Raw genomic sequence first — 13,637 nt, 5'->3', positions numbered from 1 at the left:
CCTCAGATCTACCCGTCTTCGAGCGCCCCACGCGCGCCCTGCGTCAGAGCCTTCGTGAAGGCCGCGAGCAGCGACGATTCCAGGTTCCAGCAGTGCCAGTGCAGCCTCACCCGCACGGCGCTGCCCGGCGCGAGATCGACCAGTTCGCCCGAGGCGATCATCCCGGCGCTCTGGACGTCCGGCAGCATGCCGCAAGCGTGGCCCCGCGCGATCTGGCGCACGAACCCCTCGGACGAAGGCAGCCAGGTGATGGGAATGCGCGGGGGCGGTTCGCCCAGCGCGGCGCGCAATAACTTGTTATGCAGATCGTCCTTGCGGTTGAAGACGAGCATGGGCGCGGCCACGACGGCCTCATGCGTCATACCGTGCGCAAACCAGCGCGCGGCGAAGGCGGGCGCGGCCACCAGCCGATAGGTCATCACCCCGAGCGGCGTGACGCGGCAGCCCTGCATGGCCTCGGCCCGCTCGGTCACGCAACCCGCCACCTCGCCAGCGCGCAAAAGCTCGTGCGTGGCCTCCTGATCGTCCACCCGCACATCGAGCAACACACCGTGCGTACGCAGAAAATCATCCAACGCGGGCAGAAACCACGTCGCCAAGCTGTCCGCGTTGACACCCACGGGCAGCACGGAAAACGCGCCGCCCTCCCCCCGGCCGACCTCGGCCAGCACGTCCTCTTCCAGACGGCGCACCTGCCGCCACAAGGCCAAAAGACGGCGGCCCGCAGCCGTGGGAGCGGGCGGCGCGGCGCGCACCAGAAGCACCAGCCCCAGGCCTTCTTCCAGGGCGCGGATGCGCTGCGACACGGCGGATTGAGTGAGATTCAAAACTCGGGCGGCTTTCTCGAATCCCCCCTCGTCCACGACTGCGGCCAAGGCCGCGAGATTGCGGTAGTCGATCATGAGGCCATCATTAGCATTGCTAATCAATATTGAAAACAATTCATTTCACTTCACAAGCGCCGCAGGCTATCTCCCCTCCACGACGACCGCGAAAGGAGAAGACGCATGCTGCCGCTGTTCTGGGAAGGGTTCGGCATGGGCTCGGGACTGATCATCGCCATCGGGGCGCAAAACGCCTTTGTCCTGGCCCAGGGAGTCAGGCGCGAGCACCATCTGCCTGTGGCCCTGACCTGCGCGGTGTGCGATGCGCTGCTCATCGCCGCCGGACTGGCCGGCATGGGCGCGGCCCTGGCCGCCGCCCCCACACTTCGGCAAGCCGCCGCCCTCGGCGGGGCGCTCTTTCTGGGGTGCTACGGCCTGCGCGCCGCGCTCTCGGCCCTGCGCGGCGGGGGGGCGCTTCGCGCGGGGGACGGCGACGTCGGACGCAGTCTGAAGGCCACACTGCTCCTGACCTTGGCCGTGACCCTGCTCAACCCGCACGTATACCTCGACACCGTGCTGCTCCTGGGCAGCATCGGCGGCCGCCACGGCGATCCGGGCCGCTGGCACTTCGGCGCGGGTGCGACCGTGGCCTCCTTCGCTTGGTTCTTCGCCCTGGCGCTGTGCGGCCGCCTCCTGGCCCCCCTGCTTTCCAGGCCCACAGCCTGGCGCGCCCTGGACGCCCTGGTGGCCCTGGTCATGTGGACCGTAGCCGCGGGACTCGTGCGCTTCGCGCTCGTTTAGGCTCCGGAGCGCTGATTTCCGGCCGGCCTTGCATCCGGCGTTGCTTGAAGGGTTGGTGTAACGGAGAATCCCGACGATCTTGGCAGGTTTCAAGGGATGATTAGTTGTTGCAATGGGAGTGGGAAGCTGTAGACTTCGCCAATCCCGTTCGACACTGCAACAAACCGGAATGCCACATCTTTTCATGAACCGGCTTGAACGACGCCCGGCGCGGCGGCTGGAGCAGCCGCCCGTCCTGCCCATGAGCGCCGAGGAAATGGCCCGCCTGGGTTGGGAGGAACTGGACGTTCTCCTGGTCACGGGCGACGCCTACGTGGACCACCCGAGCTTCGGCGCGTCTCTGCTCGGCCGCTGGCTCGTCCACCACGGCTATCGCGTTGGCATCGTGGCTCAGCCGCGCTGGGACACGCCCGACGACGTGGCCCGCATGGGCCGCCCGCGTCTCTTCGCGGGCGTGACGGCCGGGGCGCTCGATTCCATGCTGGCCCATTACACGGCCTTCCGCAAAAAACGCAGCGACGACGCTTACACGCCCGGCGGTCTTGCGGGCAAGCGGCCAAACCGGGCCTCGATCGCCTACACGGGCGTGGTGCGCCGGGCCTTTCCCGGCCTGCCGGTCGTTTTGGGCGGCATCGAGGCCTCGCTTCGCCGCATCTCGCATTACGACTTCTGGACCGACGCGCTGCGGCGCTCCATCCTGCTGGACAGCAAGGCCACGGCCATCCTCTACGGCATGGCCGAGAACTCCATCATCGCCCTGGCCGACGCCCTGGCCGCGATCACGAACCAGGAGGCGCAGGATGAGGCGGACGACCCCGCAGCGCAGCGCCGCCTGTTGACGCGGACCCTGGCGCAGATTCCGGGCGTGGTGCTGGCCGGACACGCAGATGACATCCCAAGCGGCTTGCCGGTCCTTAAACTGCCTTCCCACGAGGACATGCTCGCCGACCCCAAACTGCTCGTGCGGGCCACGGCGCTGCTCGAACAACACGCGCACCAGGGCACGCACGCGGCCGTGCAGCCAAGCGGCGACCGGCTCTTGATCCTCACCCCGCCCGACACCGGCCTGGATCAGGCGGGGCTGGACACGCTCCTCGGGCTCCCCTTCTCGCGCGCGCCGCACCCCTCCTATGCCGAGAAGATACCGGCCGCGGACATGATCCTCACCAGCGTGACCACCCACCGGGGATGCGCGGGCGGCTGCTCCTTTTGCACCCTGGCCCTGCACCAGGGCAGACGCATCCGGTCACGAAGCGAGGAGTCCATCCTGGCCGAGGTGAAGCGTATCGCGAAGACGCCGGGCTTCACGGGCAGCCTGAGCGACGTGGGCGGGCCCAGCGCCAACATGTGGAACGCCCGCTGCACGGCCGATCCGGCCAAGTGCGCGCGGCCAAGCTGCCTGACGCCGCGCCCCTGCCCGAGCTTTACGGCCGATCAATCCGGCTTCGTGGAGCTTTTACGCGAGGTGGCGCGGGTTCCCGGCGTGCGCCACGTGCGTGTGGCCAGCGGCTGGCGCATGGACCTGGCCCTGGCCGACAAGCGGGCGCTTGGCGTCATGGTGCGCGAGTTCGTGGGCGGACAGGCCAAGGTCGCGCCCGAGCACATGGCCGCGCACGTGCTGCGCCTGATGCGAAAGCCCTCTTTCGCCGACTTCGAGGAGTTCCTGCGCATCTTCGCGCACGAGTCGTCACGGGCCTCGAAACGGCAGTACGTGATCCCTTACTTGATGAGCGGCTTCCCCGGTTGCACGGACGACGACATGCGCGCCCTGGCCGGGTGGCTCCACGAGCGGGGCCTGAAGCCCGAGCAGGTGCAGTGCTTCATCCCTCTTCCGGGCACCGCAGCCGCGGCCATGTTTCATGCAGGCACGGATATGGAGGGCAGGCCCATCCCGATGGCCAAAAGCGATGCCGAGCGCCTGCGCCAGCACGCGCTGCTCGTGCCCGTGGGCAGGGCCCCGCGCCGGGGCGGCCAGCCAAAGACAGCGCCGGGACCGGACGCGCCGCGCGGACAGCGCCCGCACCGCGGCGGACGCGACAAGCGCGGCAGCCACGGGAAGCCAAAACGCGGCTGAATTCGATCCGCAACTTCTCTAAAGCGCACGATGCAAAAACCAGCCCCGCTATGCATATCCTGCGTAGCGGGGCTGGATCTTTTTCACTGCAGCGCGGCAGACGGCGCTTTTGAGGCGGTCTGGCCTGCTAGAACGGCACGTCGTCCATGCCCGAGGCCTCGCTCGGGAAGGCCGGGCCGAGGTCGTCGTCCCTGTTCTGCCTGCCCTGCTGTCCGCCGCCCTGTCCGCGTGCCTGCTGGCGCGGCGCGCCCTCGTAGCCCTGCTCGCCCTGGCCGCGCGGGCTGTCCAGCCCCTGCACGGTGCCGCCGAACGGCTGGACCACGATCTCCGTGGTGTAGCGGTCCTGGCCGTCCTTGTCCTGCCACTTGCGGGTGCGCAGCGCCCCCTCGATGTAGACCAGACGGCCCTTGCCCAGATAGTTCGCGCAGAACTCGGCCGACTTGCCGAAGATCGCGATGCGGTGCCACTCGGTGCGTTCGATCTTCTCGCCGCTTTGCTTGTCGCGGTAAGACTCGTCCGTGGCCACGTTGAAATTGGTCACCGGCTGTCCCGAGGGAAGATAGGAAAGCTTGGCGTCCGACCCCATGCGGCCGATGATCATGACTTTGTTCAGGCTGCCGGCCATGTATCGCTCCTTTGAAGTGGAATAAACATTTTATACTAGCCCGAGAACGCCCTGCGATCAATCGGGCATTTGCGCCTCGAGCCCGGCAAGGGCGTCCTCGAACTGCGTGGTGAGGCGCTCCGCCTCGGCGGGCTGCCAATCGCCCAGGGCCGTCTCGATCGCCCGGCGAAGATGCATGATTCTGGGAAGTTGTTCCCCCACGACCTGTTTGACGCTCGGCGCGAGATCGCCGAACTGATGCAGATCGGACAACTGGTCCGTAAGCTCGAAAAGCCCCTTGCGCTCCTCGGGCGTCACGTCCTGCGCTGGCCAAGCCACTGCATAGAGCTTCGGAAAGGTCTTTGCCGCCTGCCCTGGGTCGAAGGTTGCGGCGGAGACCCGAACTTGAATGAATTTTCCCATGACGCACCTACTTGATGAGATCGCGAACCTTGGCATTTGCCTCGGCAACGCGCTCGGCCAGACGGTTGACCACGAACCTGTGGATGAGCGAAACGAGCATGGGGTCCTGCTTCTGGATCGCATGCAGCTTCTTCTTCGAGAGACGATACAGCACGCAGTCTTCGGCCGCGACGACCGAGGCCGATCGCGGAGTGTCCGTATAGATGCCCATCTCGCCGAAAATAGTGCCCGGTCCCATCTTCACCAGCCGGATGATGCGGTTGCCTTCGAGTTCGAGTTGCACGTTGACCCGTCCGGAAACGATGAAATACATGGCGTCGGACGCGTCGCCTTGGCGGAAGACATGGCTGCCTGTCTTCACCTCGACCCGCTCCAGATAGCCGACGAAGGTCGGTGCCAGGGCGGGCTCGGGGAACATGGGCGCCAGAATATCCTCGACGGTGCGCCCCTTGAGGACCAGCACGCCATGATCCTCCAAAATGCGATCCTCGCACCATTCCAGAGCGAAATCCGCGTCCACAAAGGTGCGCGAGCAATTGTCGGGGTCGTCGAGCACGAACCCGTTTTCGGCGAGCTGCCGTTCGACCTCGAAGGGGATGCTCGTGAAGATCAGGGTCACGCCGTATTCGTCGGCAAGTTGCCTGAGCTTGCGAAGGCCGGTGGCCACGGCCGAATCGAGACCCGTGACGAGCCTGAAGTCCAGGATCACGTAGCGCGGTCTGGCCTGGCTTTCGTCCTCGATGCGCTGCCGAAGGTCCGTGATCAGGGCGCTGGTGGAGCCGAGAAATATGAAGCCCTGCAGACGCAGGATGTATATCTGCCCGCCATGCTCTCTGAGCACCTTGAGCTGCGAGGGCGCGCGTTCGACGTTGGAGCGGTTGGTGGCTCCAGACAAGGCGAATTTGACCACATTGACCCGGCCGTAACGAGAGATGAGGATCATCATCGCCAGGGCCGCGCCCACGCCAAGGCCCGTGAGCACCCCGAAGAACACCGTGATGGCGAAAATGATCACGAGGATGGCGTAATCGTCTTTGCGGGTGAACATGGCGTACGTGTCGCCAAGCCAGCGCGCCACAAGCTGCATGCCGAGAAAGACGAGCACCGCCGCGGGCACGAATCGCGGCACGTAGGCCAGAATATCGCCGATAAAGACGATCGCGGCCACGAACACGGCGGCGGCTGTCAGCGCTGCAAGCGGCCCCGCCGCTCCCGCCCGCCAACTCGACATGGTGCGGTGCTCGGAAATGGTGCCCGGCACGCCCGCAACCAGCGCGGCCAGGATGTTTCCCTGACCCGTCACGGAAAGTTCGTGATCCAGATCCGAACGGCCACGCGTCTCGGCATCCACATCGGTCAGGGTGAGCATGGTCGTGGCCACGGCCAGACCGGCCAGGGCCAAAATGTAGCCTGCGTGGTCGGCTATCACGTCCCAGTTGATGAGCCCCAGGAAATCCCGGGAGAACGGGCCGAAGGCCGAGTGCGCGGAGAAGGCGGCAAAGGTCCATTCCGATGCCCGGATAGCGTCGCCGGGCGCGGCGACGAGGTGTACTCCAAGGAGCGAGCCGACTAGGAGCAGCAGGAAGAGCACCGGAGAGACGAGATGGTGCCTGATGCGCCGGGCCACGATGAACATCAGGACTCCCGGAACGACGGCCGGAGCCCAGGCCAGGCAGACATCGAAGTCAAAGTTTTCCGCCAGACGCTCAAGGCACGGCGAGCCCGCGTCCTGAAATTCGAGGGCCGCGAGCAAAACGCGCACGCCAATGCCCGCGAGCACCCCCCCCACGACCTGATGCGGGATGAAGCGCACCCATTTGCCCATCCCCGAACCGCCGACGAACCACAGGGTAAGGCCCACGACGAAGGCGGACAGGCTCACGCCGACCGCGAGCGTGGGCAATACATGCGCCGCCTGTTCGGCGGAAAACGAGGCGTGCATGTCGCGCACCATGGAGGCCGTGACAGCTCCGAGCGCGATGCCCGGTCCGGCCTGTAGATAAGGCACCCGGCTCCGCAAGGCCGCCACGAGCGACATGGCAGCCGCCGTGGCGAGCACCACAAGAACGGCGTAGGGGAAATCGCTCCAGGCGAGACGCCCGGCGAAGATCAAGCAGGATAGGGCCAGGCAGACCACCACGCCCTGAAAACCGGATAGCGTTCCCGCAAGAATGTTCACGCCGGGGCTGCCCTGCATGAGCGAGGGCGCGGTTGGCGCGGTCGGTTCAGCCGCGATGGGGATGGAAATGTCGCGCCTGGGGCGCGCGGAGTCGTCGTCGCCCGCCAGAATCTCGTCCATGTCGGCTGCGTCGCGATGCTCGAACCTGGGCTCGGCGGGCGATTCCGCTTTACCATCATCCAGCGCGGCTACAGGGCGCACCTCGGGCGGAGGCAGCGGCTGCGTCCGACCGTTTTTCTCGCCCACGGCGACGACTGTTACCGGATTCGAACAGCGGGGACAGGAGATGGAACGTCCGATGTACTTGTCGGAAACGTCCTTGCGCAGACCACACGCATCGCAGTGAAACAAGGCCACGAGTTCGGCCCCCTCGGGTTGAATCGAACGCCGCCCCGTCGGTTACAAGCAACCAGGCCGCGTAAAGACGTTCATCGCCTCGGCTGCCAGTACACCAACACTGCGTCCCAAGGCAACCGAGGCGACAAACGCGAGGCGCTTTCAGCCAGCGATCAAGGAAAGGATATCCGGATCAGTCGTGCTCTTCCCACTCGCTACGCACGCGGTTGACCACATCCTGGATCAGCGGAAGCTGCTCGCCGGGGCACACGCCGATCAACGGCTGCCCGCCCTCGACGTTTTCGCCGAGCTTGAAATAGACGGCGTAGACCTTGCCATCCGGACCATCGTAGGTCAGGGCAGTCTCCCTCTTCATACGCGACATGATGAACATCTCCATGCCCGTGGTGACCTCCACGGCGTTCTTGCCGGAGGCGCGCATCTTTTTGTCGATTTCTGGAATAAAATAATACTTCGCCCGCTCCGGAGCCGGAAAAAGATACAGAGCTTCCTTGAGAATGCGGTCGATGACTTCCTTGCTGGTCAGATAGTGGCGAATGACGCCCAGGCGGGTGCCGGCCTGCACGAACGTGCCCGCGAGATTTTGGTCCACGGATTCGAGCACGCCGTTCATGGTCGCTCGGATGGGCTTCTTGTTCTTCTCGCGTTCCAGGGTGGCCATGAGCGTTCCCGGTTTTTCGAGGAATGCTCCGTGCGGCCCCACGAGCTTGCTGCCCGGCTCGGTGAGCACGAAGTCCACCCGGCCGGTATGCGGGGCCGTCACATCGATCAGTTCGTAGGGAGATTCCTTGAATTTCTCAAGGAGTTGCTTGACGTTCATCACGCGCGCTCCTTCGAGCCGGTTACCGGTAGTAAAGGTTGCGGCCGCCCATGGTCATGAGCGCCTGAAACAGGTTCTTGCGGGCCTCGCGCCTATCCCAGATCCCCTGGATGTGACCCCGCGAGAGGGCCTGGTGCGATTGATGGTAGTCCGGGGGAATGTCCACTCCCGTGGTCTCCTTGATGACGCCCGGGCCCGCGAAGCCGATGTTGGCCGAACGGATGGAGAACTGGTAGGGCGAGCAGCCCAGGAAGCTGGCCACGGGGCCTGCGTAGGAGTTGGTGTCGTACAGCACCAGATAAAGGCCGCCGTCCTTGATATAGCGCTGCACGGCCATGGTGCAGCGCGGCATCTGGATGACGCCGTTGGTGCCCTCCTGGATGCGGATGCCTGCAGTGCCGTGCACATAGGCCAGCAAGGGATAGTGCTTCTTCTTGGCCCGCTCCACGGCGCGGATGAACTTCTCGCCCTCGGCCGCGCCCACCGTGCCGCCCCTGAACGGGGCGACGAGCATGGCCACGACGAGGTTCACATTGTCGATACGGGCCTCGAAGGTCATGCACGCGGACTTGAGCCCGGTCTGCTTCTTGGCCTGCTCGACCTTCTCGCCGAAGCCCTCGTAGTCGAGGGGATTGCCGGACTCGATCTGTCCATTGAACTCAAAAATCGAGCCCTGGTCGAAGACATTGCTGAGATACCACTGGTATTCCATGGGAAAGTGGTGGCCGCAGTAACCGCACACGCCTGCGTATTCGCCGAAGAGATCCGGAGCCCAGAGATCGAGACAGCCGTGCGTTTCGGCATTGGGACAGGTCACGGTCCTGTCTTCCTTGGCCTTGGGGCTCACGTAGATCCACCCGCCGTTGCTCTGGCCGTCCTCTTCCCATTTGGAGAGTTGCGTCAGATTGCTTTTGGCCTCCTCGGACACGGCCTGCGGCCGCGCCCCGGAGAGCTTGTCCAGCACGGCGCGGACGGGCTTGCCGACTTTGTTGCGCACGAGATGGACTTCGGCCTCAACCTCCTCGCGCAGCCGCTGGATCTTGCGATGGTGCTTGCGCAAGAACTCGTAACGGAAGAACGAATTGAGCGCCCAGGCGAAGTCCTGGAAGCTGCCCATGACCTTCTCGCCTGCCGTCCGGGTGTCGAGATACGCACCTTGGGCCAGACGACGGAACTTCTGGTAGCGCTTCCAGACGAGATTGTCGCGGGCCTTGGAGGACAGGTTCCAGGAGACGAAGACTTCCTCGGCGTCCATGGGCCGATCCTTACGGGACAGCCGCTCGGAAAGGGCCAGCGAACGGAAGAACTTCATACCCTTGACCTGGAGCACCACTTGGTTGGTGGCGTTGATCATCTCGTTGCGCAGGGTCTTGTAGAAATCGTAATGGTCCATGCGCGCGCCAAGCGGCGGCTCCTGCACCACGCGGTCAATGTAGCCCATGCGCAGGTTGTCCTCGGCGGACATCTTCAGGTCGCGTGCGCATTTCTCGATCAGTTCCGGCGGCACGCGCTGCCCCTGACGGGTCCGTCCCTCGATGGCCGCCGCGCCTTCGGGGGAAATGACCGAATAATAGCCGTGCGAAAGCATGAGGCGCATGTCGGCCATGCCGATGGCCTCGGCGCCGCCCGAACCACCTTCGGAAATGACAGCCACGAAGGGTACGCGGAGTTGCGACATCTCGAAGAGATTCCTGGCAATCTGCTGGGCCGCACCCGGATAGTCCTCGATGGGGTAGGAGCCGGGCGTGAAGATGTAGGAATGGATGGGGATGTTCTCGGTCTCGGCGACCTTCATGTAGTGCAGCGCCTTGGCGTTGCCCCAGGGCTTGACCGAGCCGCCGTTGCGGAACTCCTGGCCGTGACCCTTTTCCTGGCCGATGACCATGACCGGCTGGTGGATAATTTTCTTGCCCACCCGCCGCGTGATGTAGGCCCTGGCGATGAGCATGGAGGGGTCGATGGAGTATTCGTCCTGCCCGCCGATCTCAGTATAGTTGTCGTAGACGTTTTCGAGAATGTCCTTGAGGCACAGGCGCTGCGGATGGCGGACGATGCGCACGCGATCCATGGCCGTGAGTTGGGCATCGAGTTTCTTCTCCAAAAAGAGAAAAAGGTCTTCGAGTTGCACCATGTGGCGCATCTGATCAGCCACGGGCATGCGCTCGACCTTTTCGAGAAACTCGTCAAGCCGCGTCGAGAGCAGTTTGATGTTGGCGTTGTCCTTATCGCCGAAAACGTCGCGGACGTAGCCCAAGCGTTCCTGGAGCTTGCGGATTCTGTTGTCGATTTCCATATATTCGCCCAGATCTAGAATTCCAAAAGGTTGGCGGTCTTGTCCCGCAGGAAAGCCACGTTGGAGCGAAGCTCCCGGCCCGCCCTATCAATACCCGTCAGCTTGAGGCTGTCGAGGAATTGCACGCCCCGGGCCTTGGCCTCGGCCAGATCCTTGCCCCGGATAATAGCCAGCGCCAGGTTGGGGTCGAACTCGGTGGGGATGTCGTACGGTTCGGTGGTCGGCACGTGGGTCAGTACGGAAAGCCATGGCTGCTCTTCCCACTGAAAGCGCTCGATGAGGCCGACCCAAGGCGTAAAACGGTTGTCCGGGTCTTCGGCAATGAGCCGGTATTCGATGCTCACGCCGTTGAAGGTGACGTCGTCCTGGCTGTAGCCGAGATCCTCGCCCAGAGCGCAGCGGATTTGCTCCTTGATGAGGTCCACCGGCCCTTCCCCCCGGATGGCGGAAATAGCCCCGGAGATGCCGTTCTCCACCTGAATGCGGGTGTTGACCTCCATGAGGAAGGGATCGCCCTTGGGAGTCACGATCCACTCCCATGTGCCTACGGAGTCATAACCCACGTCGCGGGCGATGCGCAGGGAGTAGTCGATGATGTCGTCGAGCACCTTGCCTGCGTCGAAGGTGTACTGCAACTCGCCAGGCATGAAGCCGGGAGCGACCTCGATGCGTTTTTGCCGCCCGGTGCTCTGCACGGTGCAGTTGCGGGTGCCGAAATGCACGTGGGCCGTGCCTTTGCGGTCGCCCAGCACCTGCACTTCAAGATGGTTGAAATCGAAGATGCGCTGCTCGATAAGCACGCCGGAATCCTGGAATTGACGCTTGGCGTAGTTGCGCAGGCGGCGGTAGGTAGTGCGGAAGGTGTCCATGCGCTCCACCTCCTCGATGCCCATGCCGCCGCCGCCGGCGGAGGCCTTGAGCAGCACCACGTGGCGCTCGAACCCTTGGTCGGCCTGGAAAGCGAAAAGGCTTTTCGCGATTTCCTCGGCCTCCATCTCGTCGTAAACGGGCTTGTCCGACCCTGGAACAGTGGGTACGCCAAGCTTTCTGGCCAAACGCTTGGTGTTGATCTTGTCGCCAAGTTCACGGATGACGCGCCATGACGGTCCGATCCAGATCAGGGGGCGGTCGCGGTTGACCACGCGGCGCGCAAAGCGGAAGTCCTCGGCGAAGAAGCCGTAGCCGGGATGCACGGCCGTGGCGCCCGCAGCGTCGGCCACGGAGAGCAACTCGTTGGCGTCGTGGTAGGAGGCAACGCGATAGACAGCCTCGTCCCCACCGTGCTTGCGGGCGTGCGAGACGTGGCCGGACTGGGCGTCTTCCTTGGTGTGCACGGCCACGAAGCCCAGATCAAGCTTGCGACAGGCATTGATGATGCGGATGGCGATCTCGCCCCGGTTTGCGACCAAGACTTTATGTCGATTCGCGGACACGCGTATCTCCCTTCTGAAAAGGCCGACTGGTGGAGTCGACGCTTACGACCGGATCATGCGGCGGGCGGAATGTTGATGAAAGCGCACGGCCCGGCCGGGCTATGGGTGTCGAATTTTTCACGCCGCGTCCGTGCGCGCGGCACCTCTTTAATCGGATCACGCTTCCTCGGCGCCGAGATTACCACCAAGACATGGCGGCATTGGTCCGGCTTGGTTCCCTAGCCCCGGCAGCCGAGCAAACGGCCTTTTGAACCGGAGTGACTTGAAAGTCAAGCTCGCTCGCGACTACCGGGTATTCACACAAAGTCGTAACATTACCTCATTCAACGATTTTTTCCAGGACAAATTCGACACGCCTGTTCTGGGCTCGATTCTCGGGTGACGTGTTGGGGAGCAGCGGGTCGAGATCGGCAAGCCCGGTGGCGGTCATGCGGTTGGGGTTGAGCCCGAGTTCCACCATCAGCCGGAGAACGTTGACAGCACGCATGGCGGAAAGTTCCCAGTTATCGCGAAAACGCGCGGTGGGCGACGGCAACACGTCGTCCGTGTAGCCCTTGATGTTGATCATCTGGTCGGGATATTTGATGAAAAAATTCTTGAGCTGTCCAAGAACAACCCTTCCTCCGGGCTTGAGCGTCGCTGAGCCTGAATCGAAGAGCACCTCGCTGGGCAATCTAAGCGTGATCTTGCCCTTGTCCAGTTTGGCCGTCAGCACCCCTTCCACGCCTTCGGTGGTCTGCAGGAGTCTCACATCCTGAAAGACTCGCTGCTGCGCCTGTTCTATCTGGCGGCGCAACTGGACCTGTTCCACCAGCACCGAGGCCTCCTTGGCCGTGATGCGGGAAGTGGCGATGGTCGTCTCTTTGCCCTGGATGGCCGCACGGATGGCCGTGAAGGATTCGGAAAACTGGCTTTGATCGAGCGAGGACATGGAGAAGAGCAGGATGAAGAAGGTCAGGAGCAGCGTGACCATGTCGGCATAGGTCATCAGCCAATAATTCTTCGGCTCCTGTTCTTCTTCCTGATCAAGGAACCCCTGGGGCTCATCGCTCATACTTCCGTTCCTTCGGAGCTATGAATGATGAGAGCTTCTCGTAGACGAGACGCGGGTTGTTGTTTTCCAGAATCGACTTCGCGCCCTCGAAGATGATCTCCAGATGTAGGATCTCCTGCTGCGTGCGGGCGTAGAGCTTGCCCGCGATGGGCAGGAATATGAGCGTGGACAGGATGATGCCGTAGAACGTTGTCGTCAGGGCTACGGCCATGGCCGGGCCGAGCGAAGACGGGTCGTCGAGCCGGGTGAGCATCTGCACGAGACCGATCAGCGTACCGATCATGCCGAAGGAGGGCGCGTAGGCGGCCAGCCCCTTGAACACGTCCTGCCCAATCTTGTGACGGCGCTTCATGGCTCCAATCTCGATACGCAGGGTATCCCGGATCAAGGCGGGGTCGGCGTTGTCCGCAATAAGCTGACAGGATTTCTTCAGGACCGCGTTCTCTGTCTGGATATTTTCCAGGGCCAGCAATCCTTCGCGACGGCTGATCTCGGCCACTTTGACCATGATGTCGACCACTTCGCGGGGCCGCACTTTGCGCGAGGCGAAGATCTTCACGCCCGCGTAAAAGGCCTGGATGACCTCCTCGAAAGGAAAGGCCACGCTGATAGCGGCCAGCGTGCCGCCGACAACGATCATGATGCTCGGGACGTTGACGAAATCCATGAAGGAGCCGCCGAGAAAGATGGCTCCGAAAACCATGGCCAAGCCGACGACGAGACCAAGAAGAGTCGAGATGTCCATTCCGTTCGCCTAGGCAACCAATCGTTCGCA

The 13,637-nt window shown here is 63.5% G+C and carries 11 protein-coding genes; 2 read left to right on the top strand and 9 right to left on the bottom strand.

Annotated elements, in window-relative coordinates:
* Positions 1-8: 8 nt before the first annotated feature.
* Positions 9-902: a LysR family transcriptional regulator ArgP gene (locus DSAT_RS13470; RefSeq protein ID WP_020888085.1), complete on the bottom strand. Its 894-nt coding sequence runs from the start codon at positions 900-902 to the stop codon at positions 9-11.
* A 105-nt stretch (positions 903-1,007) separates the two neighbouring features.
* On the opposite strand from DSAT_RS13470, the gene DSAT_RS13465 reads away from it, so the two are divergent.
* Both DSAT_RS13465 and DSAT_RS13460 read left to right on the top strand, forming a co-directional pair.
* Positions 1,008-1,625: a LysE/ArgO family amino acid transporter gene (locus tag DSAT_RS13465; protein ID WP_020888084.1), complete on the top strand. Its 618-nt coding sequence runs from the start codon at positions 1,008-1,010 to the stop codon at positions 1,623-1,625.
* A gap of 184 nt (positions 1,626-1,809) precedes the next feature.
* Positions 1,810-3,699, top strand: a complete 1,890-nt coding sequence (locus DSAT_RS13460) for a YgiQ family radical SAM protein (protein ID WP_020888083.1) — start codon at positions 1,810-1,812, stop codon at positions 3,697-3,699.
* A gap of 127 nt (positions 3,700-3,826) precedes the next feature.
* On the opposite strand, the gene DSAT_RS13455 is transcribed toward DSAT_RS13460, so the two are convergent.
* The 8 genes from DSAT_RS13455 to DSAT_RS13420 all read right to left on the bottom strand — a co-directional run bounded on the left by DSAT_RS13455 (position 3,827) and on the right by DSAT_RS13420 (position 13,607).
* On the bottom strand, positions 3,827-4,324 hold the full coding sequence (locus tag DSAT_RS13455) for a single-stranded DNA-binding protein (protein ID WP_020888082.1): 498 nt from the start codon (positions 4,322-4,324) through the stop codon (positions 3,827-3,829).
* A gap of 57 nt (positions 4,325-4,381) precedes the next feature.
* Positions 4,382-4,726 (bottom strand): hypothetical protein, encoded by a 345-nt coding sequence (locus tag DSAT_RS13450; RefSeq protein ID WP_020888081.1) that lies wholly within the window; start codon positions 4,724-4,726, stop codon positions 4,382-4,384.
* Positions 4,727-4,733: 7 nt separating this feature from the next.
* Positions 4,734-7,262 (bottom strand): SulP family inorganic anion transporter, encoded by a 2,529-nt coding sequence (locus DSAT_RS13445; RefSeq protein ID WP_020888080.1) that lies wholly within the window; start codon positions 7,260-7,262, stop codon positions 4,734-4,736.
* A 172-nt stretch (positions 7,263-7,434) separates the two neighbouring features.
* Entirely contained in the window at positions 7,435-8,085 is a 651-nt protein-coding gene (locus DSAT_RS13440; RefSeq protein ID WP_084712861.1) for a biotin attachment protein, read from the bottom strand.
* Positions 8,086-8,104: 19 nt separating this feature from the next.
* Positions 8,105-10,375, bottom strand: coding sequence for an acetyl-CoA carboxylase carboxyl transferase subunit alpha/beta (locus DSAT_RS13435; RefSeq protein WP_020888078.1), 2,271 nt, complete (start codon positions 10,373-10,375; stop codon positions 8,105-8,107).
* A 14-nt stretch (positions 10,376-10,389) separates the two neighbouring features.
* Complete coding sequence (locus DSAT_RS13430) at positions 10,390-11,808, bottom strand: biotin carboxylase N-terminal domain-containing protein (RefSeq protein ID WP_020888077.1); 1,419 nt, start codon at positions 11,806-11,808, stop codon at positions 10,390-10,392.
* 319 nt (positions 11,809-12,127) lie between these two features.
* Positions 12,128-12,862, bottom strand: coding sequence for an OmpA/MotB family protein (locus tag DSAT_RS13425; protein ID WP_020888076.1), 735 nt, complete (start codon positions 12,860-12,862; stop codon positions 12,128-12,130).
* Positions 12,852-13,607, bottom strand: coding sequence for a motility protein A (locus DSAT_RS13420; RefSeq protein WP_020888075.1), 756 nt, complete (start codon positions 13,605-13,607; stop codon positions 12,852-12,854). Before DSAT_RS13420 ends, DSAT_RS13425 begins: the two co-directional genes overlap by 11 nt.
* Positions 13,608-13,637: the final 30 nt, after the last annotated feature.

This window comes from Alkalidesulfovibrio alkalitolerans DSM 16529 (assembly GCF_000422245.1).
In the GTDB taxonomy this organism is placed as follows: Bacteria; Desulfobacterota; Desulfovibrionia; order Desulfovibrionales; family Desulfovibrionaceae; genus Alkalidesulfovibrio; species Alkalidesulfovibrio alkalitolerans.
This window is presented reverse-complemented; position numbering and strand designations above follow the sequence as displayed.